The organism is Sulfurihydrogenibium azorense Az-Fu1 (assembly GCF_000021545.1).
GTDB lineage: Bacteria > Aquificota > Aquificia > Aquificales > Hydrogenothermaceae > Sulfurihydrogenibium > Sulfurihydrogenibium azorense.
This window is the reverse complement of record NC_012438.1, coordinates 495324-521782: the sequence shown is the minus strand read 5'-3', so window position 1 is coordinate 521782 and position 26459 is coordinate 495324. Positions and strand designations below refer to the sequence as shown.

Genomic DNA, 26459 nt, shown 5'->3' with positions numbered 1-26459 from the left:
AAGATGCTGAAAGAGTATAACCATACTGAAATAGAAAATAAATGGTCTTCTGTTTATAAAGAAAACCCTATTTTTAAAGGTAAAACTGGAGAAAAACCATACTTTTGTGTTGTTCTACCTCCCCCAAACGTAACTGGAAGTCTACATATAGGACATGCTCTTAACGCTACACTGCAAGATATTATAGTCCGCTACAAACGGATGAAAGGCTTTAATACGCTTTGGCTTCCTGGATTTGACCATGCTGGAATTGCTACCCAATGGGTTGTTGTAAGAGAACTTCAAAAACAAGGGATAAGTAGGTTTGACCTTGGAAGAGAAAATTTCATTAAAAAAGTTTGGGAATGGGTTCCAAAGTCAAGGGACTCTATAAAAAATCAGCTTATAAGGTTGGGAGCTTCCTGTGATTGGTCAAGACAGAGATTTACCCTTGATGAAGGATTTTCAAGGTCAGTAAGGGAAGCCTTTGTAAGACTATATAAAGAAGGACTAATATTTAAAGCACCTTATATTGTAAACTGGGACCCAAAAGAAAGAACAGCTATATCAGATTTAGAGGTTGAGTATTACGAAGAAAAAGGAAAACTATGGCATATAAAGTATCCTTTAGAAGATGGTAGTGGCTATATAACTGTAGCAACCACAAGACCAGAAACAATGTTAGGTGATACAGCTGTAGCAGTAAATCCAAACGATGATAGGTATAAACATCTGATAGGTAAAAAAGTCATTCTCCCGTTAGCTCCAGCAGAAAGGATAGATATAAACGGAAACAAAGTAAGTAATTTAATTCCTATAATAGCAGATGAGTACGTTGACCCTGCTTTTGGAACAGGTGTTGTAAAAATAACTCCAGCCCACGACCCTAACGACTTTGAACTAGGAAAAAGACATAACCTTCCTATGGTTATAGTTATGGACGAAGGAGCTTACATCAACGAAAATGGAGGAGAGTTTAAAGGTCTATACAGGTACGAAGCACGGGAAAAAATAGTAGAGAAATTAAAAGAGTTAGGATTACTTGAAAAAGAAGAAGACCATATTCACAATGTAGGACACTCCCAAAGGTCAAAAGAAGTTATAGAGCCTTACCTTTCTACCCAGTGGTTTGTTGATACTAAAAAATTAGCAGAAAAAGCTATAAAAGTTGTAGAAGAAGGAAAAATAAAGTTTATTCCTGAAGGATGGACAAAGACTTACCTTAACTGGATGTACAACATTAGAGAGTGGTGTATATCAAGACAGATATGGTGGGGACACAGAATTCCTGTATGGTACTGTAAAGACTGTGATAGTCCAAACGCCTTCAACGATGAATTTTTACCTTCACTAGATGAGAAGATTATCTTTAATCTCTACGCAGATGGAAAAATAAGTCAAATTTTCTGTGTTGACGATGTTTTGGAGGTTTTAAACAAACAAAACTTTACCCATCCTGATAAAACGAACTTAGAGTTTTACGAAAAGGTAGTCTTTTTAAAAGAAACTGATAAACTAAAATCAAAACAATCTTTAATAGATCTTCTTGAAACATCAAATCACTTTAAAAAGTTATACGAAGAAAGATATCAACTTATACTAAAATGTGAAAAATGTGGAAGTGAAAACCTTCATCAAGATGAAGATGTTTTAGATACTTGGTTTTCATCTGGACTTTGGCCTTTTGGAACTTTAGGCTGGCCTGTTGAAACCCAAGACCTAAAAACCTTTTACCCAACATCTCTACTTATAACAGGTTTCGATATAATCTTCTTCTGGGTTGCAAGAATGATAATGATGGGAACAAAGTTTACCGATAACATTCCATTTCACGACGTTTACATACACGCACTTGTAAGAGATGAAAAAGGCGAAAAGATGTCCAAAACAAAAGGAAACGTAATAGATCCTCTTGAAATGGCTGAAAAGTATGGAGCTGATGCTTTAAGGTTTACCCTTACGGCACTGGCAGCCCAAGGAAGAGACATAAGATTATCAGAAAAAAGAATAGAAGGTTATAAGCACTTTTCCAACAAAATATGGAACGCATCAAAGTTTGTTTTAACAAACAGCCAGAATATAGAAGTTAAAGATGTAAAACAGTTAAACTTATCAACTGAAGATAAATGGATTTTAACAGCTCTTATGAAAACAGTAAAAAAATCATCTAACGAACTTGAAAACTACAGGTATAACGAATATGCAAACACAATATACGACTTTTTCTGGCACGATTACTGTGATTGGTACATAGAATTTACAAAAGAAAGAATATATAAAGGCTCTCAAGAAGAAAAACAAACAGCTGTAAGCGTTTTAAACTTTGTATTAAGAGAATCCTTAAAACTCTTACATCCAATAATGCCTTTCATAACAGAAGAAATATACCAATATCTACCAATAAAAGAAACAGACTTTATAGCCATAGCTATTTATCCACAATATGAAGAAGATTTAGTATTTGAGGAAGATTACAACTTTATAGAATCCTTAAAAGAACTTATCACAAGCATAAGAACGGTAAGAAGCGACTTTAACATTGAACCAACAAGAAAATTAAACATTAGAATAAAACTTTCTTCGAAAGAGATACAACAAAAACTTAATAACTTAGCCAACCAAATAAAGCAATTGGTAAAGGCAGAAAACCTCACTATTGATACCGATATCTCAAAACAAGATACAGAAGTGATTACAGTTTCTAAGTTGGGAGAGAGTTTCATAGATTTAGCTGGAGTTTTAGATATAGAAAAAGAAATTCAAAGACAAGAAAAACTACTTCAAGAAGTTGAAAAATCTATAAAGATATCAGAAAGTAAACTAAATAATGAAAACTTTGTAAACAAAGCTCCTGAGCATGTAGTAGAAAAAGAAAAACAGCTCTACGAAGAACTCAAAGTCAAAAGAGATAAGATATTAAACACATTAAAGATGTTAAAACGTTAAAAAGTTATTGCATTTTGACAGGATTATGATATAATATTTATTACTTATTTGTTCCCGAGTAGCTCAGCAGGCAGAGCGGTCGGCTGTTAACCGACTGGTCGGGGGTTCGAATCCCTCCTCGGGAGCTTCTTAAAAATCTTTTTAAAATCAGGGGGTAAAAATGGACTTAAAGAAAATTCCACCTGGTAAAAATCCACCAGAAGACATATTCGTTGTAATTGAAATACCTCAAGGAAGTGGAATAAAGTACGAAGTTGATAAAGAAAGTGGAGCTATTTTTGTAGATAGATTTTTATTTACAGCTATGTACTATCCTTTTAACTACGGATTTATACCTAATACTTTAGCTGATGATGGAGACCCTACTGATGTTTTAGTAATATCAAGAGAGCCTGTAGTTCCGGGAAGTGTTATAAGAGCCAGACCTATTGGAATGTTAGAGATGGAAGACGAAGAAGGAATAGACACTAAAATAATAGCTGTTCCTGTATCAAAGTTAGATAACACTTTTGACAACATAAAAGAAGTAAACGACTTGCCAGAAGCTACTTTAAACAAGATAAAACACTTCTTTGAACACTACAAAGAGTTAGAATCTGGAAAGTGGGTTAAAGTTAAATCTTTTAAAGGTTCAGAAGAAGCTAAAAAAGATATACAAAAATCTATAGAAAACTTTAAAAACTCTTGACTAAAGTTTAAATAAGAGATATAATATTTATCTCTTTTGAATACGGAGTGTAGCTCAGGTGGGAGAGCACGTGCCTTGGGAGCACGGGGTCGCAGGTTCAAGTCCTGCCACTCCGACTACTGATTAAAAGGAAGGCGCGCCCGTAGCTCAGCTGGATAGAGCAACGGACTTCTAATCCGTAGGTCGCACGTTCGAATCGTGCCGGGCGCATATAACACCGCGGGGTGGAGCAGCTTGGTAGCTCGCCGGGCTCATAACCCGGAGGTCGCAGGTTCAAATCCTGCCCCCGCAACCAAAATAAAAAAATAAAACAAAAAAATTATATATATCACTAAATCAACGTTACTTCAGTTGGTAAAACTGAGGTTCCTTTTAAAGTAGATGAACAAACATATAAAACACCTGCAGTAGCTACTGTCCAAAGAGAAAATAAAGACAAAGTTTTACAAGTATTAGATCAACAATGTGCACAAAAAGAGGTAGTTTTACAAAAGAAAATAAACCCAGTATTCTTTGCTAGTATTTTCATAGTAGGCGTAATAGGGTCCACTACAGACTATGCAACAAATGCAATGTGGGAGTATGACAACAAAGTTGAAATTCAATGTAAATGATAAATATTTTATCCTTTACAAGGAAGGGTTTTATTCCTTCCTTCCTCTTTCTATTTTTATTTCTTAATGTAAATTTTGGTTTTGCTTATGATACTAAAAAGGAAAATCTAAACAAAATATTAGAAAAAATTGAAAATTTAAAACTTTATGAAAATCCAGTATGGAAAGCTCTCTTACATTATGATCCTAAAAATAAAAATTCCTTTATAACAGATAAGAATTTTTTACTTAGTTTACGGGAGGGAAAATTTTCTCTAAAAAGAGAAATGGAGCTAACAGTAGAAGCTCTTTTAAACAACAAAGATTTAGAAGAAAATTCAAATCCTGTTTGTAAATTCCCAGCAAGACTGTACTGGTTAAAATTAAATATACCAGAGTTAAACGATCTCATTCCAGAAGTAAAATGTAAAGATCTCAATACGTATCTGGAAAAGGTATCAGTGGACAAAATTACACTAGTGTTTGCTGCAGAAGATATTAAAAATCCAAGCAGTATGATGGGACATGTTTTTTTAAAATTGACAGGTTATAACAAAGAAGGTATATATGTTGAACATGCAGTTTCTTACTTTGCAGTTATAGATACAGTTAACCCTATTAAACTTTTAGTAAAAAGTACTATCACAGGAATGGATAGTTTTTTTTCTCTAAAACCTTATAGAAAATTTATAAGTAGATATCTATTGGATGAAGAACGTGTTATATGGGAGTTTCCTCTTAAAGATCTAAATGATGAAAAAAAGGAAATTATACGTTTACACATATGGGAATTAAAAGATGTTAAAACTAAATACTACTTTACAGAATATAATTGTGCGACAGTAATATACTATATATTATCAATAGCAGATCCAAAAATGTTGGAAGAAAAACAAAGTTGGATATCACCAAGGGATGTAATAAGAATAGCCAAAAAAGTATCCCTTATAGACGAAGCAGAATTGATTCCTACTGATGAATGGTTAATACGAATACTTGAAGATAAAATATCTTTTAAGGATTTAAAGAAAATAAAAAAGAGTATATCTCTAGGTCATTGTGATAATTCCCTGTTTGAAAATACAAATTATACAAATTTTGAGTATAAATTTTACATAGCCAACCTCTATGAAAACTATATAACCTTTTTAAAGCGAAAAGAACGTATATCTAACACTCAAGCAGAAGAACTTTCTTCATGTATACCCTCAATAAAAGGATATACTATTGATTTAACAAACTACAAAAATCCATACAATGCTCCATTAAATAGTAAAGTAAGTTTAGGATACTCTAGATTTAATGATAAAGATTATTTACATTTGGTTTTTACTCCAACTTATAATACAATTTTGGACAATAACAGACAGGTTTTTTTGTTTGAAACAGATTTAAGACTTTTTGAATTTAGCTTATTACTCAACAAATCTAATATTAAGATAGACCACATATACCTTTATCATATTTACAGTTTGAAACCTTATAGCTTACTTACTGGTGGTTTATCTTACAACTTTAAAATCGGTTTAGAAAATCATTACCAAAAGTTAGATCCAAAGTTATCTCTTTTTACTTCTACAGGTTTAGGAATAACTTTAAATCCTCATAAAGACTTTTACATCTTTTTTTTACAAAATGTAGGTATTGGATATGGCAAAAACACTTTATATCCATATACATATCCAGAATTAGGACTGATAGTTTACGAAATTTTTAATATGAAATCCGTACTATCTTATAAGTACATGTTTAACCAGTTTAACTCAAAACAATCATATAATATATTATCTTTAAACCATGTAATAAACCTAAAATCAAATCTTCAGCTAATTCTAACCTTAGACTATCTAAAGGACAATCACAAAAATAAAACAAATTTCTTTTTAAACCTAACTAAAAATTTCTAAAAATCTTTAACTCAAAACCTAAGGAAAATCACCTAAAAGAAGATGATATAATAGAGTTTGAAGATAATTAGAAAAGAATTAAATTTAATCATCATAACCTTCGGAGGAAAAATATATGGAAATTCTTGAAGAAAAGGTATCCAGACTAGAAGAGATGATGATGAGATTAGTTTACATTCAACAAAAAACAGAAATGGAGTTACAAAGTTTAGCTAAAGAGATGAAAGAATACAAACAAGAGGTTGATAAACAAATAAGAGAATACAAACAGGAAGTTAACAAGCAAATAAAAGAAATGAATAAAAAATGGGGAGAGTTGTCTAACAAGATGGGAACTATAGTTGAAGATATAATATCCCCAGCTACAAGACCTGTTTTAGAAAAGTACTTTAAGTGTAATATCGAGAAAAAATTGGTAAACGTTGAAGTCAACGAAGAAAATATTCATACAGAGTTTGATGTTATTGCAGTTAGTAATTCCTGTAAGACAGCGTTTTTGATAGAAGTAAAAACTACTTTTAGGGGAAAGTTTATAGAAGATGTTTTTGAAAAGATCGAAAAGTTTAAAAAGGCTTTCCCAGAGTATAAAGATTATAAAATAGTACCAATCTTAGCCTCTTTATCTATGGACGAAAACACTGTAAATATACTAACAAAAAACAAAATCTACGCAATGGCTTATAGAGAATGGGAATATCTGGATATACTTAACTTTAACCAGCTTTAGGATATGAAAAACCATCAAACATTGTTTATGAAGTGTGATAAAATTTTTCGGATAGAAGTATGAATGAGGTATTGCAGCTCATACGAAGCTGGAGTATATTATGTAATTATAACTTTTAAAAAGGTGTAAAATATGGCTAAAAAAACTATAAACATTGAAAAAAAATTGGCAACAGAGCTTGAAACTTTATCCAAAATCTTAGAGGTATCTCAAAGTAAAATAATTGAAAAAGCTTTGGATTTTTATCTTGACTATATAGATGGAATGATTGCAGAAAGGGTAAGTAAAGGAATAAAAGAAGGAAAGATTAAAGTTAAGGAAGCTGATGAAGTATTCAAGAAATTAGGGATAAATGTATAAACTTTTAATATCTGAGATAGCAGAAAAAGACTTAGAAAATTTTTCAAACAATGAAAAAGTTTTTATAGCGGAAAAATTAAAATATCTAGCAGAAAATTTTGAAATTTTAAGAAAAACTAAAAAAGTTAAAAAACTTCAAGGCTATGATAAATACTACAGATATGTAATATCCAAAAAAATTAGAGCAATTTTGAAGTTGAAGAAGACAAATTAATAATTTTAATACTAAGAATTGATAGAAGAAAAGATATATATAAAGATTTAGAACTTTAACCAAATCTTTCAAACAAATTCTAATATATCTGGTAAAATAAAATTTATTTAAATTGAGGGATTTGCATGGAAAAGTTTTTTTTAAATGGTCAACCTTTTAACGATTTATCACTTTTAAGACCTTTAATGTATGGAGAAGGAGTCTTTGAAACTTTTAGATACAAAGAAAAACTTCCTAAGTACATAGACTACCACTACAAAAGACTTATAAAAGGAGCTTCTTTCTTAAAAATACCTCCTATAACTAAAGAAGATTACCTTTACTATATTAATCAGGCCGTAAACTCAATAGAAGATAAAGACCTGTACATAAAAACAATTTTACTGTCAGAAGGTAATTCTTACTACCCTTTACAACCCTATAAAAGTAATCTTTTAGTGGTTGTAAAACCTTATAAAGCAATAAATACTCCTATTACCTTAACTATCTCTCCTTACAAAGTTCACAGTAAAGACCCATTACTAAAAATCAAATCAACTAACTACCTTAGAAATATTTTAGTAAAAAGGTATGCACAAGAAAAAGGGTTTTTTGATGCAATTATCTTAAATGAAGATGATTGTATAACTGAGACTTCATCTGCTAACATTTTCTGGATAAAAGGTAGATACCTATACACTCCTTCATTAGAGTGTGGTGTGTTAGAGGGTATATCAAGAAAGAAGATATTAGAAGAGGGAAAAAATCAAGGATTTGTCGTTATAGAAGGAGAGTTTAATTTAAAAGATTTAAAAGGTGCAAATCTTATATTTTTATCCAACGCCCTACACGGAATAATGAAAGTAGAAAGTATAGACCCAGAGGCTTTTAAATGAGATTAAAAGTTTTAATTTTAGCTGTTTTATACACTTTTTTACTATCTTACGCAAACCCTTTAAGAGAAGAGATTGAAAGTTTAACAAAAGACCAAAGTGTTGACGTAGGAATTTATGTAGAGTCATTAGCCACAAAAAGTTTTAAATTTGCTTTAAAAGATAAACAGCCTTTCATCCCAGCTTCTAACCAGAAAATCTTAACTACAGCTTCAGCTATAATCAATTTAACCCCAGACTATAGATTCAAAACTCAGATTTTAACAGATGGGTTTGTAAAAGATGGTGTTTTAAAAGGAAATTTATACCTAAAAGGCGGAGCTGACCCATCTTTAAGTTATGAGGATTTAAAAAGTTTTGCAGATTACTTAAAACAGATAGGTATCTTAAAAATTGAAGGAGACATTATTGGAGACAACTCTTTCTTTTTAGAGGAAGGAAGAGGACACGGCTGGCCTGAAAAAGATTTTGAATACTGTTTCACAGCTCCATTTAGTGCTTTGTCTTTAAATGAAAACTGTTTAAGATTGGAGCTTATCTCCGACAAAAAGAGAGTAAGTGTAAAAATGTACCCAGATAACGAATACTATGAGATTGTTAACAACCTTGCAATATCTAAAAAATACTCAGACTACAAAGTAAAAGCTGAAGGAAGAAAGATATACTTAACTGGATATATTAAACCTCTATCTAAAGCTGAAGTCTCAATTCCTGTTAAGAATCCATCATTACATACAACTTCTGCCTTTTATAAAATGATGAAAGAAAGCGGTATAAAGATTACTGGAAAATACCATTTAGGGAAAACACCACCAAATGCAAATACTATAATCACTCATAAATCCCAGCCACTTAAAGAGATTATAAAAAAAGCAAACAAAGACAGTAATAATTTTTATGCAGAACAGATATTTAGAACATTAGGTAAAGAGATTTTAGGTAAGGGAGACACAGAAACATCTGCTACTGTTGTAATAAACACTCTAAAAAAAGTTGGAATAGATGTTTCTAACATAAGAATCTACGATGGTAGTGGACTTTCAAAATTTAATCAACTTACTCCTGAAAGCATAGCAAAGATACTATCTTATATGTACAACACTCCATACTTTTTTGACTTTTATCAGTCTTTAGCAGTAGCAGGAACAGACGGAACATTAAAACATAGGTTTAAGGATGTAAAAGGTAAGATATATGCAAAAACAGGATACATTAAAGGAGTAAAGAATTTATCTGGATATATCCTTTCAGATAACGGAGAGGTTTACGTATTTTCTATATTAGTAAACAATCTTAAATCTACTGAAATTGCAAACAAAATTCAAGAGAGTGTATGTTTAATCCTTGCCAATGGAAAAACTCAGTTATAATTTATTTTTTAATATTTTAGGAGGTTTGAAAAGTTGACTTTAGTGGCATTTTTAATTATGTTAGGTGTTTTGATAACGATTCATGAGCTTGGACACTTTTTATTTGCAAGGTTGTTTGGTGTTAAAGTAGAGTCTTTCTCAATAGGTTTTGGTCCACCTATCTTTAAATGGAAAGGTAAAGAAACTGAGTACCAAATTGCTCTTATTCCCCTAGGTGGATATGTAAAAATGTACGGTGAAGACTCAATGACAGAACCTATCCAAGGAAATATAGATAAATCCGCCTTCTCTGACCCAAGGTCTTTTCACTCCAAACCAAACTGGCAAAAAATGTTAATTGCCTTTGCAGGACCTCTGTTTAACATTGTACTTGCCATAATATTATTTATAGCTGTTTACATAATGGGAGTAAAAGAACCTGCTTACCTTTCTCAGCCTGTTGTTGTAGGTTATGTAGAGAAAAACTCTATTGCTGAAAAAGTAGGAATACAACCCTTTGATAAAATCGTTAAAGTAAACGGAAAAGAAGTAAAAAACTGGAAAGAATTTACAATAGAGATAGGTATGAAAGCTGGGAAAAACGTTGAGATAGAGATTCTCAGGAACGGAAGCATTCAAAAAATCTCAGTCATACTTCCAGAGGATATGACAAAACAATCCTTTGGTATCTCTCCTGTTTTACCTGCCAAAGTAGGTAAAGTGTTAGAAAACTCTCCAGCTGCAAAAGCAGGACTAAAGGAAGGAGATATTATAGTTGGGGTTAACGGAAGACCTATAAATACGTGGTTTGAGTTTGCAGACTTTATGGCATCTTTAAAAGAAAAACAGAGTGTAAATTTACTTGTTAAAAGAGATAACAAGATATTTAGTATTATGTTAGAACCTCAATACAACGAAGAACTTAAAAAATACACTATCGGAATAGCACCAAAGTTTGAAACTGTAACTATACAGTACTCTCCTATAGAAGCTGTAGGAAAGGCTTTAGAAAAGACTAAGGATTTGACAGTTGCAATATATAACGTAGTTGCTGGACTTATAACGGGAGAGGTATCTTTTAAAACCCTTGGAGGTCCTATATCTATAGCTAAGTTTTCAGGAGAAGCTTTAGAGACAGGGGTAAGTACATTCTTGTTTGCTATGGCTTTTATATCTTTACAACTTGGATACTTAAACCTTTTACCAATACCTGTTTTAGATGGAGGGTTAATACTTATTTTACTTATAGAAACAATAATAAGAAGACCTTTACCAGATAAAGCCAAAGAGTATTTAGCCTACTTTGGATTTGCACTCCTTGGAACTTTAATGATATACGTCATTTTTAATGATATATTAAGAGTCATACAATAATTATATTAAATATATTTTTATATATGGAGTAGAAAAATGGCTACAAGGGTAGGAATTATCGTTTTAAGTGGAACATTAGATAAGGTAATGCCTGCGTTCATCATAGGAACTACAGCTGCGGCAATGGGAATGGAAGTTGGAATGTTTTTCAGCTTCTACGGTTTAAACGCCATCCACAAGGAAAAACACAAAAACCTAAAAGTATCACCTATAGGAAACCCAGCTATGCCGATGCCTGTACCTGTACCTCAAATACTTACTATAATGCCGGGTATGATGGACTTTGCAACCTCTATGATGAAATCAATGATGGAAAAACACAAAGTCCCATCACTGCCTGACCTTATTAGGCAAGCAAAAGATTTAGAGATAAAACTATACCCTTGCCAAACTGCTATGACTTTATTTGGTTATACTACTGACGATTTAATTGAAGGAGTGGAAAAACCAGCTGGAGCTGCCACATTTTTGAGTTTTGTTAATGCAGGAGAAAAGTCAATTGTGTTAAACTTTTAATATGAGTGTAAAAGAAAATTGCCAAAAGATAGAAGAGAGAATACTTAAAGCTTGCCAAAGAAGTGGTAGAAAAAGAGAAGAAGTTGTACTTCTTGCAGCTTCTAAAACCCAGCCTGTAGAAAAGATACTACAGGCTTACTATTGTGGTATAAGATACTTTGGAGAAAACAGAGTTCAAGAAGGAATAGAAAAAATAGAAGCTTTAAAAGATTATAAAGATATCCACTGGCATCTCATTGGAGGACTTCAAACCAACAAAGTAAAATATGCAGTTAAATACTTTGAAATGATTCACTCAATAGACAGAGAAGAACTTGTTGACGAGATAGAAAAAAGAGCTTCAAAAATGAACAAAATCCAAGAAGGACTTATAGAAGTAAACTTTGGAGAAGAGTCTAAATACGGAGTAAAAGAAGAAAATTTAAAAAAGCTTTTTGAGTACATTCTAACAAAAGAACATATAAAAATACTTGGCCTTATGGCAATACCACCTTACTTTGAAAATCCAGAAGATGTAAGACCATTTTTTAGAAAGTTAAGACAGTTAAAAGAAGATTTAGAAAAGGATTTTAATGTAAAACTTCCACATCTTTCTATGGGAATGTCCCACGACTTTGAAGTTGCAATAGAAGAAGGTGCTACAATAGTTAGAATAGGAACTGCACTTTTTGGAGAAAGGATATGATAAACAAAGACCTTTTAACTATACTTGCTTGCCCCGTTTGTAAGTCTGATTTAGAGTTTATAGAAATAAAAGAAAACCAGTACCTTAAATGTTTAAAATGTAATCTTTACTACCCGATAAAAGAAGACATACCAATCTTACTTGAAGATGAAGCTTTAAAGGAAGAAGATGTTAAAAGAGGTTAAATATCTACTTTTAGCTTTTTTTGTTATCCTTATAGGATTCTTACCATTTTACCTAATATCTTCAAAGCCATCAAATTCAATTGAAATAAAGAAGTTAGATATAACAAACTTAGAACCCGTCGTAGGAAAAGAAGGAGGAGTCTTAAAGAGGACTTTATCATCTGACCCTAAAACACTAAACCCTGTAATGGCTCAAGAAACAAGCTCTACAGCAGTTATAGGACCTTTGTTTAACGGACTTACAAAAGTAAACGAAAAAACACTACTTCCAGAAGGAGATTTAGCAGAGAGATGGGAAGTTGATAATACTGGGACTGTTTGGAGATTTTATCTAAGAGATGTAAAATGGTTTGACGGAAAACCAGTTACAGCTGATGATGTGGTATTTACATATAACCAGATATACTATAACGACTCAATACCAACTTCTTCAAGGGACGTTTTAACAGTAGAAGGAAAACCTTTTAAAGTAAGAAAAATAGATGACAAAACAGTAGAGTTTACATTGTCTAAACCTTTTGCTGTATTTTTAAACGCTGTAGGTCAACCAATACTTCCAAAACACATTCTTGAAAAATCAGTAAAAGAAGGAAAATTTCCCTCAACATGGACAGTAAACACAGACCCTAAAGAGATAGTGGGGACAGGTCCTTATAAATTAGTAAAGTATGTTCAAGGTCAGTATGTAATCTATGAAAGAAATCCCTACTACTGGGAAAAAGATAAATTGGGACAGCAATTACCTTACATAGTCTCAATACAATCCCAGATAATAAAAGACCCAGACGTTTCTTTAGTTAAATTTTTATCAGGAGAAAGTGATATATACGGTGTTAGACCTTCCGATTTACCAAAGTTAGCAGAAAACTACAAAAAAGGAGATTTTACTATTTACAACTTAGGTCCAACGCCAGCTATAACATTTATAGTGTTTAACCAAAATCCAAAGGCACCAATACCTAAGTATAAACTTAAATGGTTTCAAAACGAAAAATTCCGTCAAGCTATCTCTTACGCTATAGACAGGGTAGGTATTGTAAATATGGTGTACAATGGACTTGCTTACCCTATATACACAGCTGTAACACCAGCTCAAAAAAGGTTGTTTGATGAAAGCTACTATCCAAAGTATCCTTACAACTTAAAAAAAGCAAAAGAGATACTTTTATCTATAGGGTTCACAGAAGGTAAAGACGGCTTTTTATACGACAAAGAAGGGCACAAACTTAGCTTTACACTGATAACAAACGCAGGAAATAAAGAGAGAGAATCTATAGGAAACATTGTAAAAGAAGATTTAAAAAAAATAGGAGTAGAAGTAAATTTTCAAGGACTTGACTTTAACAACTTGGTATCAAAACTGATGGCAAACTACGACTTTGAAGCTGTAATAATAGGTCTTACAGGAAGTATAGACCCATACTTTGGACAGAGTGTGTGGCTATCTTCTGGACATATGCATATGTGGAACCCAAAGCAAAAAACACCAGCCACAGACTGGGAAGCAAAGATAGACCAACTCTTTAAAGAAGCATCTATAGAACTTGACCCTGTAAAAAGAGATAACCTTTACAAACAGGCATTTAAAATAATTGGAGAAAAACAACCTATGATATTCATAGCAGCTCCGGAAGAGATGGTAGCCGTAAAAAATAAACTAAAAAACGTCTTCCCAACTGTATGGGGATGGTACAAAGGAGATTACGTATTTATTGATAAGTGATTATGTTATAATATTATATTGAAAATTTCAAACACTTTTATTAGGAGGTATAGATGTCAATTACAGCTGAGAAAAAGCAAGAGTTAATTAAAAAGTTTGCTTTACACGAAAACGATACGGGTTCACCGGAAGTTCAAATTGCAATACTTACAGAGAGAATAAGAAACCTTACAGAACACATTAAAGCAAACAAAAAAGACCTTCACTCAAGAAGAGGTCTTATCGGGATGGTTAACAAAAGAAAAAAACTCTTAAACTATTTAAAAAGAACAGATGAACAAAGATACAGAAAAATAATAGAGGAGTTAGGTATAAGAGAATCTGCTGGAACAAATCAATAATGTAGGGAGCTGTAATGGAGATAGAAGAAATTAAAGTCCAAACAGAGGTTAATGGAGCTCCTTTTATAATTGAAACAGGATACTTTGCAAAACAAGCTAACGGGGCTGTGATAGTAAGACAGGGGGATACTGCTGTTTTAGTGGCTGCAGTAATGTCTGAAGAACCGCAAGCTGATATAGATTTTCTTCCATTGACTGTTGAGTATAGAGAGAAATACTACGCTTACGGTAAAATCCCCGGCGGTTTTGTAAAAAGAGAAGGAAAACCTACAGACAGAGAGATTTTGGTAGCAAGGAACATAGACAGACCTATCAGACCTTTATTTCCAAAAGGTTTTTACAATGATATAGTTATCACCGCTTACACACTATCAGCAGATGATAAATACGATCCAGATGTTTTAGGAATAGTAGGAGCTTCTGCAGCTTTACATATATCAGATATACCTTTTGAAGGCCCTATTGCAGGTGTTAGAGTTTGTAGAGTAAACGGAGAGTTTATAGTAAACCCAACTTACCAACAAAAAGCTCAAGCAGATATTGAGATAGTTGTTGCTGGTTCAAAAGATGCAATAGTTATGGTAGAAGGTGGAGCTAAAGAAGTTCCTGAAGAAGATATTCTTGAAGCTATGATGTTTGGCCATCAAGAAATAAAAAAGTTAATAGAGCTTCAAGAAGAATTAAGATTAAAGTGTGGTAAAGAAAAAATACAAGTTGCTATAGATGAAGAAGAAATAATTTTAAAAGATAAGTTAAAAGAATTTTCATACGAAAAAATCAAAGAAGCTTTTAAAATCACAGACAAAAAGCAAAGAAACAAAACTATAAACGCTATATTTGAAGAAGCCTTTAAAACCCTTGAAATACCAGAAGAGAAAATAAAAAAAGCATCCTTTATTTACAAAGATATAGTAAGTAATGTAATGAGAGATAACATATTAAATGAAGGTATAAGAATAGATGGAAGAAAGCCAGAAGAAATAAGACCTATATGGATTAAAGTCGGAGTATTTCCACGAAACCACGGATCTGCAATATTTACCAGAGGGCAAACTCAAGCTTTTGTTACAGTAACTTTAGGTTCTCTTTCTGAAGGTCAGATAGAGGAAAGTATTGAGGCTGGAGAAGTGATGAAGAGGTTTATGCTTCACTATAACTTCCCTCCTTTCTCTACAGGTGAAGCTAAACCTCCAAGGGCAACTTCAAGAAGAGAGATAGGACACGGAAATTTAGCAGAAAGGGCTTTAGAACCCCTTATACCACCAGAAGAAGAGTTCCCATACGCAATAAGGGTTGTATCAGATATATTAGAATCTAACGGATCTACATCTATGGCAACTGTTTGTGGTGGATCTTTAGCTTTATTTGATGCTGGAGTTCCTATGAAGAAACATGTTGCTGGTATAGCAATGGGATTAATTAAAGCTGAAGACAAATTTGTAATACTTTCTGACATACTTGGAGATGAAGACCACCTTGGAGATATGGACTTTAAAGTTGCAGGGACAAGAGACGGTGTTACATCTATCCAGATGGACATAAAAGTCAAAGGTCTAACCAAGGAAATCCTTGAAAAAGCTTTACAGCAAGCAAGAGATGGCAGAAATTACATACTAGACCTTATGTACCAAGCTATACCAGAGCCAAGGAAAGAAGTATCTCCTTATGCACCTACTGTTACTACTTTAAGAGTTTTACCTGATAAAATACCTATCATAATAGGTCCAGCCGGTAAAAACATTAAGAAAATTATAGAAGAAACTAAAGTTAAAATTGATTTAGATCCAGAAGGATTAGTCAAAATATACGCAACTTCTAAAGAAGCAGCAGAGAAAGCTGTAAGCATGATAAACGAACTTATTTTAGACGTAGAAGTAGGCGAAGTTTACATGGGGAAAGTTACAAGGGTAGAGGACTATGGAGCTTTTGTTGAGCTACTACCGGGAAGATTATCTTTACTACATGTATCCCAGATAACTGGTGAGAGATTAAAGTCTGCAAAAGAAAAGATAAAAGTCGGTGATGTACTAAAAGTTAAAGTGTCTGAAATAGACGATCAAGGAAGAATTAAAGTTTCATTAAAGGATGTACCTGAAAATGTCGAACCTAAAAATAAATTCCTTTTTAAGGAAGAGTAAATTTAGAGGGTGTTAGGATGATAAACAAGTTTAAGAAAGCAAGCATAGCTTTTACAATGGCAGGTTATATGACTTTGTTATCAATAGCTCCTGCTCCTGCTGCAATGGTAGATTCAGTTATGTCTCAGAATAATACTATTACTCAAAATCAAAGGGAAGCTGATATAGATAAAATTCAAAGAGCTTTAGAAAATCAGCTTGTTAAAGAAAAGTTAAAAGCTTACGGTTTAACAGATGAAGAAGTAAAGCAAAAGTTAGATAAAATGAGCGATCAGCAGATACATATGTTAGCACAAGCTTCAGATAAAGTTTTAGCAGGTGGTGATGCAATCGGTGCAGTTATAGGTGTTCTTATAATAGTTTTACTTATCATAGTAATTCTTAAACTTTTAAACAAAGAAATAATAATTAGATAACATAGTAGGGAGGTTTGCCTCCCTTTAAAAATTATGAAAAAAATTTTTTTTGTTATTTTATTTTTATTTAATGTATCTTATGGTCAAGTCCTTTTAGACGTTCCTTTTGTAAAACAAAAAGATGAATTTTGTGGCCCAGCTTCTCTATCTTCTGTGTTTAAATTTTATGGAATAGATATACCTCAAGAAGATATTGGAAAAGAAGTTTACAATCCAAAGTTAAAAGGTGCCTTAATAACAGATTTAGAAGACTTTGCTAAATCTAAAGGTTTTAAAACAGTTTTAAAAAAATCTAATATTGATGAAATAAAAGTATTTATAGACGAAAAAAAACCCGTAATTGCGTTGATAGATTTAGGTTTTTGGATTATCTCTCAACCTCATTACGTTGTAATTGTTGGATACAACGATAAAGGATTTTTTGTACATTCTGGGTATGAAGAAAAAGTTTTTATTCCTTACGAAGATTTTGAAAAAAAATGGAATAAACTTGGAAAAACTATTTTGGTGATTTACAAATGAGAAAGAGTTTTATTGCAATTTTATTAGGCTTTTTTATATTATCTTGTTCTATTCCTAAAATTGTTGTATATGATGACCCGTTATCAGCCTCTGAGCATAACGATTTAGGAGTTATCTATGAAAAAAAAGGAAAATTTGATTTAGCAGAAAAAGAGTATAAAAAAGCTATAAGCAAAGATAAAAACTGGTACTTACCTTACTTTAATCTTGGGAATCTATACTATAAAATGGGTCAAAAAGAAAAAGCAGTAGAATACTATTTAAAATCTTTAGAGAAGGAAAGAAACCCAGACACGTTAAACAACTTAGCCTATGTTTTATACGAACTTGGTAGGTACGAAGAAGCTAAAAAGTACATAGAAGAAGCTTTTTCCATTAAAAAAGACCCTAACTATGAAGACACCTATAGAAAAATATTAGAGAAACTAAATAACCGTTAAGGATTATCTTCACTACTTACTTTTATAATCGTTTTTACATTACCCCTTGGATTCCAATCTCCTATAACTTGCAACTTCCTTGGCTTTAAAAGATTGTATAAATCTTCGTATATCTTGTTCGTAGCTTCTTCGTGGGATATATACTGATTCCTATACTTATTTAAGTAAAGCTTTAATGATTTTAGTTCTACTATATACTGGTCTGGTATGTAAGTTATTTTTATAGTAGCGTAATCAGGATAGCCTGACCTTGGGCAAAGACATGAAAACTCTGGAAAGGTTATCTCTATAGTATAATTCCTATCAGGATAAGGATTTGGCCAAGGCTCTAATTTAGATTCTAATATCTCTTTTTCTCCGTATTTCATGCACCACCTCTTTTTAAAGTTCTCTGCTTACTATGTAATCTGCTATGGATATTAGTATATCAGGATTTTTTAAATATTTAACTTCTTGTTTTGCCTTTTCAACGTAATCTTTAGCCATTTTTATTGAATTATCAAGTCCATAAACAGAAGGATAAGTTATCTTGTTTTTTTCTTTGTCTTTGTGAAGTTTTTTTCCAACTTTTTCTTCATCTCCTATCTCATCAAGTATATCATCCCATATTTGAAAAGCAATTCCTATATAAAGTCCGTAATTTTTTAAATTTTCAATTTCTTTCTTTGAAGCTCCAGCTAAAATACCACCTACCTGACAGCATCCAGATATAAACTTTGCTGTTTTATGAGTGTGGATAAAGTCTATATCTTTAAAATTTTCTAAAATATCTCCTGCCTGACCACCAACCATCCCGTAAACACCAACACTGTTTGATATTACGTTTATAACTTTCAGCAGTTTATCAGGAGTTATCTTTTGATTACCACTTATTAGTTCAAAAGCGTAGGTAAGAAGTCCATCCCCAGCTAAGATTGCTATAGCTTCCCCAAAAACTTTATGACAGGTAGGTTTACCTCTTCTTAGGTCATCATCATCCATAGCAGGTAGGTCATCGTGGATAAGAGAGTAGGTATGTATAAACTCAACACTTAAAGCAACATCTATAAAATCTTCAATATCAACATCTGGATTTACTGCTTTGGAAGACTCTATAATCAAAATAGGTCTTATCCTTTTACCACCTACTGTTAGAGAATATTCCATAGCATCAAAAAGTTCTTTAGGTGTTCCTTTTGGGATAAGGTTTTTTAGATACGTGTTTATAAGCTCAGCTTTTTGTTTTAGGTAGATTTTAATATCAGTCATGTAAATATTATATAATATTCTTTAAAAATTTTAAGGAGTAAAGCTTGTTTACTAAAATTGCAGGCTCAAAGTGGAAAAATATTGTTTTATACATAACAGCTTTTGCTTTTGTGGCTACTTCAATAGTTGCAGTTATAATATACAAACTAAGTGGAGAGATATACGGAGCTGCAGAGGTAAACGGTAGAGAGATACCTATGTACGAGTTTAACTATACTTATGAGATGATTGGAAGGAATTTACAAAATCAAGATATAGATATTACTCCCTTTAAAAAAGAGATAGCAAAACAAGCTATAGAAACCCTTATAGAAAACGAGCTTCTATATCAAGAAGCTGAGAAAGAAGGTATAGTAGCAACAAAAGAGCAAGTTAAAGAAGAACTCCTAAACATTCCAGCTTTCCAAGTAAACGGAAAGTTTGATAAAAACACTTACATTCAGATTATAAACTCTTTAGGTTTAACACCGGAAGGTTTTGAATCAATACTTCAAAAACAGATCACAGTAAACAACCTAAGGTCTATATTACTATCAACGTTGTACGTGTCTGATGAAGAAGTAGAAACATTTACAAAAAAACAACTTACAAGAATATCAGGAGAGGTAACGTTAATAAAGCCAAAAGAACCTACAATCACAGACCAGATGATAAAAGATTACTACGAAAAACATAAAAGTGATTACACAGTAAAAGAGGGAAAGAAAGTAGAGATTTATAAAATAGATATAAACAAGTTAGGACAGGAAAAGGCAGAAATTATAGCAAAAGATTTATTTACAAAAGCTAAAACTGGGAATATAACAAATATACCACAAGAAGTAGAAAAAATCTTTGACGGTGAAGTTTACGAAGATAAAAAGCCAGAAAACGTACCTCAGGATGTGTTATCCCTTTCAAAAGACAAAAAAGTCTCCTTTTCTAAAACAAACGATGGGTATTACATAGGTATCTATAAAGGTGATGTCTCACAATCAAAACCTTTTGAAGAGATAAAAACAGAAATTACAGAGAAGTTAAAAAGACAAGAGTATCAAAAAGTAGTGGATCAATTACATAAAACAACAGATATAACAGCTCTGCTTTCAAACAATCCTGTAGAAAAAAATCAAATTTCTGATATGACTATACAGGAGTTTGTAGTTAAGTATGGAGTAAAAGCAGACAGTTTAAGTAGTATAACCAGACTAAAAGTAGGAGAAACATCTAAACCGATAAATACTGAAGAAGGTGTTTTAATATTTAAACTTTCTCAACTTACTGAACCAGATAAAGATAAGATGGAAGAGATGAAAAAGACCATAGTACCTATGATTAAAGCTCAAAAATTTAACGATATATATAAGATGTACGTAGACAACCTGAAAAAGAAGGCAAAAATCAAGATAAACAAGAGGTTGTTAGAAAGTGAATAAAAGCCCGTACGCTTTGGACTTTTTATGGCACCAGATAGAAGTGATAAAAAGCAATATCAAAAAGCCAAAGTATAAAGAGATTTTAAATCAAATATTTGAGAATAAAGACATGGTGGAGCTTTTTGAAAAAGCAAAAGATAAAAAAGCAAGAAACTACCAACACGGTATATTAGAAAGGACAGCTTCCGTCGGATCTTTGGCTTTGTGTGTGTACGATAACTACCCAACGATAGATATAGACCTTTTACTTACAGGAATAATTTTAGCAGGATTTAGGGATAGTTTAGGAAGACCTTTTTTTTACAAGTATGTAAAAGAGTATCAAGAAGTATCAGAGCTACTTTATAAAAAAAATAGAAAAAAATCAAAATTAGAGTATTTTTTATTTGATGAACTTTTTAAAATTGACGAAAGGGTTATTAACTTTATGAAAAGAAAGGAGGATGTGGATGGAAACTTTATTTGACAACGGTACACATAAAAACATTCTCTTGGAAGACTTTGGGCACGGCGAGATGGTTCAGGCTAACGTCCATCTTATCGTTGACAGTGGAAAAGGTATGATACTTGACCCGGGAGGACATAAAGTATTCAAACACCTTCTTCAAGAAATAGGAACTATTATAGGTATCGATAACCTTCAATGGATATTTTTCTCCCACCAAGACCCTGATATAGTTGCAGCTGCAAACGGATGGCTTATGACAACAAAGGCTTATGCTCTTGTATCTAAACTGTGGCTTAGATTCATACCTCACTTTGGGGTTGATAGGTTGGTTGTAGATAGAATAATAGGTCTTGACGATGAAGGTGCGATAATAAAACTTGGTAATACAGACCTTTATATACTTCCTGCTCACTGGCTTCACTCCCCTGGAAACTTTCAAGTTTACGACCCAGTTTCAAAGATACTCTACTCTGGAGACCTTGGAGCTTCTTTAGGGCAAGACTATACGTACGTCCAAAACTTTGAAGAACACATAAAGTACATGGAAGGCTTTCACAAAAGGTATATAAACAGTGGAAGGGCACTTAAAAACTGGGCTAAAATGGTAAGACAGTTAGATATAGAGATTATAGCTCCTCAACACGGAGCAATATTTAAAGGTAAAGATATGGTTAATAAATTTATAAACTGGGTTGAAACACTAGAGACAGGCATTGACATAATGGATGATGTTTACAAAATACCTACAAAAAGGTTGACAGTGTAATTGGTAGAACATTACTCTGTATTACATAGAGAAGTATTAGAATTTACAAAAGATTTAAAAGAGGGTTACTTTATAGATGCAACAGTGGGAGGAGGTGGGCATTCCTACCTTATTTTAAAGCAAAATCCAAAATTAAAAATAATAGGTGTAGATAAAGATGATTACGCTTTAGAAGTTGCAAAAGAAAGACTAAAAGATTTTGAGGGAAGGTTTAGTTTAGTAAAGTCTTCTTTTAAAGATATAGACAAAATTGTAAAAGATTTAGATGTAAATCCTGTTGTAGGTATTTTATTTGACTTTGGTGTGTCTCACTTTCAGCTTAAACTTCCAAGAGGTTTTTCATTTCAAAGGGAAGAACCTTTAGATATGAGAATGGATACATCTTCTGAGCTGACAGCTTACTATGTTGTTAACTATTATCCAGAATCTCGCCTTTTTAACATAATATCCAAATACGGTGAAGAAAAGTTTGCAAAAAGAATAGCTAAGAATATAGTAGAGTATAGAAAGAAAAAAAAGATAGAAACAACAAAAGAACTTGCAGACATTGTATATAGGTCTTATCCTCCTAATTTAAGACATTCAAGAATTCATCCTGCAACAAAAACTTTTCAAGCCATAAGAATAGAAGTAAACAATGAGTTATTAGAGATAGAGGAGGCTTTAGAAAAGGCAATTCATATAGTATCAAAAGAAGGAATCATAATTACTATCTCCTTCCACTCTTTAGAAGACCGAATAGTTAAAAATACATTTAAAAAGTACAAAGAATTAAAGTTTTTAGATATTTTGACGAAAAAACCAATAACGCCAAAGGAAGATGAAATTAGAGAAAATCCAGCTTCAAGAAGTGCGAAGATGAGAGTGGCAAGGAGGTTGTAATGATAAAGGAGTTAATTTTAAATAAAAATGAAGTTTTAAACGATGTAAAAATAGGACTTTCAAGGCATAAACTTAGCCTTTTAGTTATAATGACTTCTCTTTTAGCATTAGTTTTATACAGCCAGTTAAATTATAAAATAGACAACGAGATAGTTAAGTTAAACGCTGAAAAAAACTACCTTATTGCAGAAAACTTTAAACTAAAAAATCAGATAACAGTCCTTTCTTCACCTGAAAGAATAAGTAAGATAGCAAAACAAGAAGGTGGTATGAAAAAGGTAGACTATAACCAGGTTAGATTCATAGATGTAAATGAGTGAAAAAAAGACTTACTTTGTTCTCTTTATACTCTCATTCTCATTTTTAATAGCACTTGGTAGAATTTTGCAGATACAGGTCTTTGAAAGAGAAGAGTTTCAAAAAAGAATAGAAAAACAGTACTATCAAGAAGAAGAGATAATTTTACCAAGAGGTACTATCTTTGATAGAAATGGAAAATTTGCAGCAATAAGTATTCCAACACTTTCAGTTTACGTTATTCCAAAATACATAAAAGACAAAGAAAATACAGCAAAACAGCTCTCACTTCTTTTAAAGATTCCATATGAAGATTTAAGAAAAGTACTATATGAGAGAAAAAACTACACTATAATTGCTACAAATGTAGATAAATCCTTAAGACCTCAGTTAGAAAAACTAAGGTTTGATTTAAAGGAATGGAATATCGGAATTTTAGACAATAGCATGAGATTTTATCCTTTTGGGTTTACTGCAGGAAACGTTATAGGTTTTGTCAGTAAAAAAACAGGACTAGGACTTGAAGGTATGGAATACCAACTTAACGACTATTTAGGTGGGGGAAAAGCTAAACTTAGATTTTTAAAAGATGCAAAAGGGAATCTAATAGCAATTGAAAAAGCTGATATCCAGAAAAAAACTTACAATGCAGTTTTGACTATAGATATGAATGTTCAGCACATAGCAGAAGATTCTTTAATGGAGTTAGTCCAAGAAAGAAATCCGTTAGAAGCTGCTGTTTTGATAATGAACCCTTACACAGGTGAGATACTAGCAGCTGCGTCTTACCCTAACTATGACCCTAACAACTATCAAGCTTTCAAGTACAGGAAAAATATCGTTTTTCAGCACGCTTATGAAGTTGGTTCTGTTGCAAAACCTATATTTTTAGCAGAGGCTATAGATGAGAAAAAGGTTAATCTAAATGAGATAATAGACTGTCAAAATGGTTCCATATACGTAGATGGTATAAGGATAAGAGACCATAAAAAATTTGGTCTTTTAACTCCTGCTCAGATAATTCAGCACTCTTCTAACGTTGGAGCAATAAAGATAGCATTAAGGTTAGACCCAAAGTCAGTTTATAAAAAACTAAGAGATTTAGGATTTGGTCAGAAAACTGGTATATTCCCGGGGGAAGCAAGCGGGTCTTTAAAGGAAGATTACAGACCAGTTAACATAGCCTACGCCTCTATAGGTCAGAACTGGACTGCAACTGTCTTACAGGTAGGTGTTGCTTACTCAGCTTTTGCAAACGGTGGATACTTAGTAAAACCAATGCTCTTAAAAGGTTTAACTGATGATTCGGGCAATTACGTTAAAGTTTTTCAGCCACAGGTTGTTAAGAAAGTTTTAAGTGATGAAAGTATAGAAAAGATAAAACCAATATTAAAACTTGTTGTAGAAGATGGAACGGCTAAATCTGGAAAATCAGACTTTTTTACAATCGCTGGAAAAACTGGTACAGCTCAAAAGTACGACCCTACTATAAAGGCACTATCTAACACAAAGTGGTACACTTGGTTTGCTGGCTTTTTCCCTGTAGAAAAGCCAATGTTTACAGTTGTAGTATTTGCTAACGAGCCAAAACCCAAATTTACGGGAGAACATATAGGTGGAGGTGGAGTTTCTGCAACAGTTTTAAAAAACTTAGTTGATAGGATTATGTTTTACTATAAACAAAAACCTGATAAAGTTAAGAATTTAGATACTCCTTTATCTTCTGGGCAACGGAGGTAGGTATACCCAACTTTTTCAACTCTTCATCAGGAGCTTTCAAGATGTTGTCAAGGGTTTTGTAAGTTCTGTAAAGTACTTCTTTTCTTTTTTCTCCTATCCCTTCTATGTTATCTAAAATACTTTTTAATCCTTCTTTTTCTCTTAACTTTCTATTGTAGCTAATTGCGAACCTGTGGGCTTCATCCCGAAGTTGAGTAAAAAGTTTTAAAAGTGGTAAACTATCAAAAAGTTTTATCTCTTTCCCATCATCGGTGTAAAGTATTTCTTCTTTTTTTGCTATAGAAAATACCTTTATATTCAAACCTAACTTCTCCCTAACTTCTATTCCTTGGGAGAGTTGACCTTTGCCACCGTCTATTAAAATCAGCTGGGGAGGATTTTCCATCTCTAAATACTTTCTAAATCTTCTTGTAAGGACTTCTCTTAAAGAGGCATAATCATCAACCTTATCAACGGTTTTTACTTTAAACCTTCTGTACTCTTTTTTGTTCATATAACCATCTTCCCAAACAACGCAAGACCCAACAGTAAACTCTCCCTGTAGGTGTGATATATCAAAACATTCTATCCTTCTTGGAAGTGGGAAATTAAAAGTTTTTTCAAACACTTCTTTTAAAGTTTCTAAATCTGCTATATTTATATTCCGGTCTATAAAATTTTTAATCTGGGGTAGAATTGCAAAATCTATCTCAACTTTCTTACCTTTACTTTGATAAAGCCACTGTTTCAAGTTATCAATATCTTGTACCTTTTTATTTAAGATTATCTTTTCAGGGATATAGTTGTTTTCATAGTAAGAAGTTAAAACAAAAACTTCACTTCCTTCTTCAAAATCTTGGTTAGATATTCTTAGCTCCTCTTTACCTATTATAGTATGACCCCTTACAACTATGAGAAATACTCTTTTATCAATAAAGTAAAATACATCAGCTTCTTGAATAGGAATACCTAACACTTCTTGCTTTCTTATGACCGTTTCTATGGCTTTTATCTGGTCTCTTATGACAGCAGCTTTCTCAAACATTAACTTTTGGGTGTACTCATTTATTTTATCGTAAAGGTTGTAAAGTACGTCTTTAGCGTTTCCTGAGAGAAAAGTTTTTGCTATTTTCGCATCTTCGTTGTAATCTTTTTTAGATATTTTGTTTGCACAAGGTCCTGAGCATAAACCTAAATGATAATCAAAACATACTATATTCCTAATAGGCATAGGGTCACAGGTTCTGAGTTTAAAGAGTTTATGAATAAGGTCTTTCATATGTCTTGCTGTCTTTGCAGGTAAAAAAGGTCCAAAGTAGCTTCCTTTAATCTCTCCATACTTTCTACTTATTTTGACTGTTGGGTATTCTTCATCTGTAATAACTACCATAGGATAGCTACTTCCAGATTTTAGTCTAACGTTGTACTTTGGTTTGTACTGTTTTATAAGTTCATTTTCAAGGACGAAAGCTTCGTAATCTGACTTTGTTATTATCCACTCTATCTGACTGCTTTCTGCAAATATCTTTCTCTCTTTTGGATCTGTTTTTATCTGTTGGTAATGGTTTTTTAGGCGGTTTTTTATGTTTACAGCTTTTCCTATGTAGATATACTGCTTCTTTTTATTTTTAAAAAGATAAACTCCTGACTCTTGGGGAGCGTTTTCTATAAACTCTAAAGCCCATTCATAACTCATGATAGAATAAATT

27 protein-coding genes and 4 tRNA genes are annotated in these 26459 nt (G+C 32.4%); 28 read left to right on the top strand and 3 right to left on the bottom strand.

What is annotated here, in order from left to right; translation table 11 throughout:
* The first annotated feature begins 3 nt into the window (after window positions 1–3).
* From SULAZ_RS02825 to SULAZ_RS02720, 22 genes are all read left to right on the top strand, one after another.
* Window positions 4–2925 (top strand): valine--tRNA ligase, encoded by a 2922-nt coding sequence (locus SULAZ_RS02825; RefSeq protein ID WP_012674661.1) that lies wholly within the window; start codon window positions 4–6, stop codon window positions 2923–2925.
* A 52-nt stretch (window positions 2926–2977) separates the two neighbouring features.
* Window positions 2978–3050: transfer RNA gene (locus tag SULAZ_RS02820), tRNA-Asn, on the top strand.
* A gap of 35 nt (window positions 3051–3085) precedes the next feature.
* A complete protein-coding gene (gene ppa, locus SULAZ_RS02815; protein WP_012673500.1) occupies window positions 3086–3613 on the top strand; it encodes an inorganic diphosphatase in 528 nt (175 codons plus the stop codon).
* Window positions 3614–3656: 43 nt separating this feature from the next.
* Window positions 3657–3729, top strand: a tRNA-Pro gene (locus SULAZ_RS02810).
* A gap of 20 nt (window positions 3730–3749) precedes the next feature.
* A tRNA-Arg gene (locus tag SULAZ_RS02805) sits at window positions 3750–3823 on the top strand.
* A gap of 8 nt (window positions 3824–3831) precedes the next feature.
* Window positions 3832–3908, top strand: a tRNA-Met gene (locus SULAZ_RS02800).
* Window positions 3909–4223: 315 nt separating this feature from the next.
* Window positions 4224–6113: a lipoprotein N-acyltransferase Lnb domain-containing protein gene (locus SULAZ_RS08685; protein WP_012673870.1), complete on the top strand. Its 1890-nt coding sequence runs from the start codon at window positions 4224–4226 to the stop codon at window positions 6111–6113.
* A gap of 115 nt (window positions 6114–6228) precedes the next feature.
* A complete protein-coding gene (locus SULAZ_RS02790; protein ID WP_012675115.1) occupies window positions 6229–6840 on the top strand; it encodes a DUF8196 domain-containing protein in 612 nt (203 codons plus the stop codon).
* Window positions 6841–6972: 132 nt separating this feature from the next.
* Window positions 6973–7200: a ribbon-helix-helix domain-containing protein gene (locus SULAZ_RS02785; RefSeq protein ID WP_012674558.1), complete on the top strand. Its 228-nt coding sequence runs from the start codon at window positions 6973–6975 to the stop codon at window positions 7198–7200.
* Window positions 7193–7414 (top strand): hypothetical protein, encoded by a 222-nt coding sequence (locus tag SULAZ_RS02780; protein WP_012673928.1) that lies wholly within the window; start codon window positions 7193–7195, stop codon window positions 7412–7414. Before SULAZ_RS02785 ends, SULAZ_RS02780 begins: the two co-directional genes overlap by 8 nt.
* Before the next feature lie 125 nt (window positions 7415–7539).
* Window positions 7540–8289 carry an aminotransferase class IV gene (locus tag SULAZ_RS02775; protein ID WP_012674308.1) on the top strand — a complete coding sequence of 250 codons (750 nt, stop codon included), beginning with the start codon at window positions 7540–7542 and terminating at the stop codon, window positions 8287–8289.
* A complete protein-coding gene (gene dacB / locus SULAZ_RS02770) occupies window positions 8286–9656 on the top strand; it encodes a D-alanyl-D-alanine carboxypeptidase/D-alanyl-D-alanine endopeptidase (protein WP_012673782.1) in 1371 nt (456 codons plus the stop codon). The genes SULAZ_RS02775 and dacB overlap by 4 nt, the downstream gene beginning before the upstream one ends.
* Before the next feature lie 42 nt (window positions 9657–9698).
* Window positions 9699–11009, top strand: a complete 1311-nt coding sequence (gene rseP, locus SULAZ_RS02765; protein WP_228357488.1) for an RIP metalloprotease RseP — start codon at window positions 9699–9701, stop codon at window positions 11007–11009.
* A gap of 36 nt (window positions 11010–11045) precedes the next feature.
* On the top strand, window positions 11046–11525 hold the full coding sequence (locus tag SULAZ_RS02760; RefSeq protein WP_012673752.1) for a DsrE/DsrF/DrsH-like family protein: 480 nt from the start codon (window positions 11046–11048) through the stop codon (window positions 11523–11525).
* A gap of 1 nt (window position 11526) precedes the next feature.
* Window positions 11527–12210 carry a YggS family pyridoxal phosphate-dependent enzyme gene (locus SULAZ_RS02755; RefSeq protein WP_012674971.1) on the top strand — a complete coding sequence of 228 codons (684 nt, stop codon included), beginning with the start codon at window positions 11527–11529 and terminating at the stop codon, window positions 12208–12210.
* The gene (locus SULAZ_RS02750) at window positions 12207–12395 is read left to right on the top strand and encodes a Trm112 family protein (protein ID WP_012673996.1); all 189 of its coding nucleotides are present in this window, start codon (window positions 12207–12209) and stop codon (window positions 12393–12395) included. Before SULAZ_RS02755 ends, SULAZ_RS02750 begins: the two co-directional genes overlap by 4 nt.
* Complete coding sequence (locus tag SULAZ_RS02745) at window positions 12379–14118, top strand: ABC transporter substrate-binding protein (RefSeq protein ID WP_012675060.1); 1740 nt, start codon at window positions 12379–12381, stop codon at window positions 14116–14118. Before SULAZ_RS02750 ends, SULAZ_RS02745 begins: the two co-directional genes overlap by 17 nt.
* Window positions 14119–14171: 53 nt before the next feature.
* The gene (gene rpsO / locus SULAZ_RS02740) at window positions 14172–14459 is read left to right on the top strand and encodes a 30S ribosomal protein S15 (protein ID WP_012673882.1); all 288 of its coding nucleotides are present in this window, start codon (window positions 14172–14174) and stop codon (window positions 14457–14459) included.
* A gap of 14 nt (window positions 14460–14473) precedes the next feature.
* Window positions 14474–16597 carry a polyribonucleotide nucleotidyltransferase gene (locus SULAZ_RS02735; RefSeq protein WP_012674909.1) on the top strand — a complete coding sequence of 708 codons (2124 nt, stop codon included), beginning with the start codon at window positions 14474–14476 and terminating at the stop codon, window positions 16595–16597.
* A gap of 17 nt (window positions 16598–16614) precedes the next feature.
* The gene (locus SULAZ_RS02730) at window positions 16615–17013 is read left to right on the top strand and encodes a PA2779 family protein (RefSeq protein WP_012674572.1); all 399 of its coding nucleotides are present in this window, start codon (window positions 16615–16617) and stop codon (window positions 17011–17013) included.
* A gap of 33 nt (window positions 17014–17046) precedes the next feature.
* A complete protein-coding gene (locus SULAZ_RS02725) occupies window positions 17047–17535 on the top strand; it encodes a C39 family peptidase (RefSeq protein WP_012674589.1) in 489 nt (162 codons plus the stop codon).
* Window positions 17532–17975: a tetratricopeptide repeat protein gene (locus SULAZ_RS02720; protein WP_012674438.1), complete on the top strand. Its 444-nt coding sequence runs from the start codon at window positions 17532–17534 to the stop codon at window positions 17973–17975. Before SULAZ_RS02725 ends, SULAZ_RS02720 begins: the two co-directional genes overlap by 4 nt.
* On the opposite strand, the gene queF is transcribed toward SULAZ_RS02720, so the two are convergent.
* Window positions 17972–18343 (bottom strand): preQ(1) synthase, encoded by a 372-nt coding sequence (queF, locus tag SULAZ_RS02715; RefSeq protein WP_012673459.1) that lies wholly within the window; start codon window positions 18341–18343, stop codon window positions 17972–17974. The genes SULAZ_RS02720 and queF overlap by 4 nt on opposite strands.
* Window positions 18344–18356: 13 nt before the next feature.
* Window positions 18357–19223 (bottom strand): polyprenyl synthetase family protein, encoded by an 867-nt coding sequence (locus SULAZ_RS02710; protein WP_012673445.1) that lies wholly within the window; start codon window positions 19221–19223, stop codon window positions 18357–18359.
* A 44-nt stretch (window positions 19224–19267) separates the two neighbouring features.
* On the opposite strand from SULAZ_RS02710, the gene SULAZ_RS02705 reads away from it, so the two are divergent.
* Genes SULAZ_RS02705 through SULAZ_RS02680 form a run of 6 tightly spaced genes read left to right on the top strand, consistent with a single transcriptional unit; the run spans window position 19268 to window position 24771 of the window.
* Complete coding sequence (locus SULAZ_RS02705) at window positions 19268–20638, top strand: peptidylprolyl isomerase (RefSeq protein WP_012674495.1); 1371 nt, start codon at window positions 19268–19270, stop codon at window positions 20636–20638.
* Window positions 20631–21104, top strand: a complete 474-nt coding sequence (locus SULAZ_RS02700; protein ID WP_012674836.1) for a hypothetical protein — start codon at window positions 20631–20633, stop codon at window positions 21102–21104. Before SULAZ_RS02705 ends, SULAZ_RS02700 begins: the two co-directional genes overlap by 8 nt.
* Entirely contained in the window at window positions 21088–21852 is a 765-nt protein-coding gene (locus tag SULAZ_RS02695) for an oxygen-binding di-iron domain-containing protein (RefSeq protein WP_012674736.1), read from the top strand. The genes SULAZ_RS02700 and SULAZ_RS02695 overlap by 17 nt, the downstream gene beginning before the upstream one ends.
* A complete protein-coding gene (gene rsmH / locus SULAZ_RS02690) occupies window positions 21853–22734 on the top strand; it encodes a 16S rRNA (cytosine(1402)-N(4))-methyltransferase RsmH (RefSeq protein ID WP_012673761.1) in 882 nt (293 codons plus the stop codon).
* On the top strand, window positions 22734–23054 hold the full coding sequence (ftsL, locus tag SULAZ_RS02685) for a cell division protein FtsL (protein ID WP_012674539.1): 321 nt from the start codon (window positions 22734–22736) through the stop codon (window positions 23052–23054). Before rsmH ends, ftsL begins: the two co-directional genes overlap by 1 nt.
* Entirely contained in the window at window positions 23047–24771 is a 1725-nt protein-coding gene (locus SULAZ_RS02680) for a peptidoglycan D,D-transpeptidase FtsI family protein (RefSeq protein ID WP_012673629.1), read from the top strand. Before ftsL ends, SULAZ_RS02680 begins: the two co-directional genes overlap by 8 nt.
* Here SULAZ_RS02680 and uvrC read toward each other — a convergent pair.
* Window positions 24728–26446 carry an excinuclease ABC subunit UvrC gene (gene uvrC, locus SULAZ_RS02675; RefSeq protein WP_012674437.1) on the bottom strand — a complete coding sequence of 573 codons (1719 nt, stop codon included), beginning with the start codon at window positions 26444–26446 and terminating at the stop codon, window positions 24728–24730. The two genes, SULAZ_RS02680 and uvrC, sit on opposite strands and share 44 nt — an antisense overlap.
* Window positions 26447–26459: the final 13 nt, after the last annotated feature.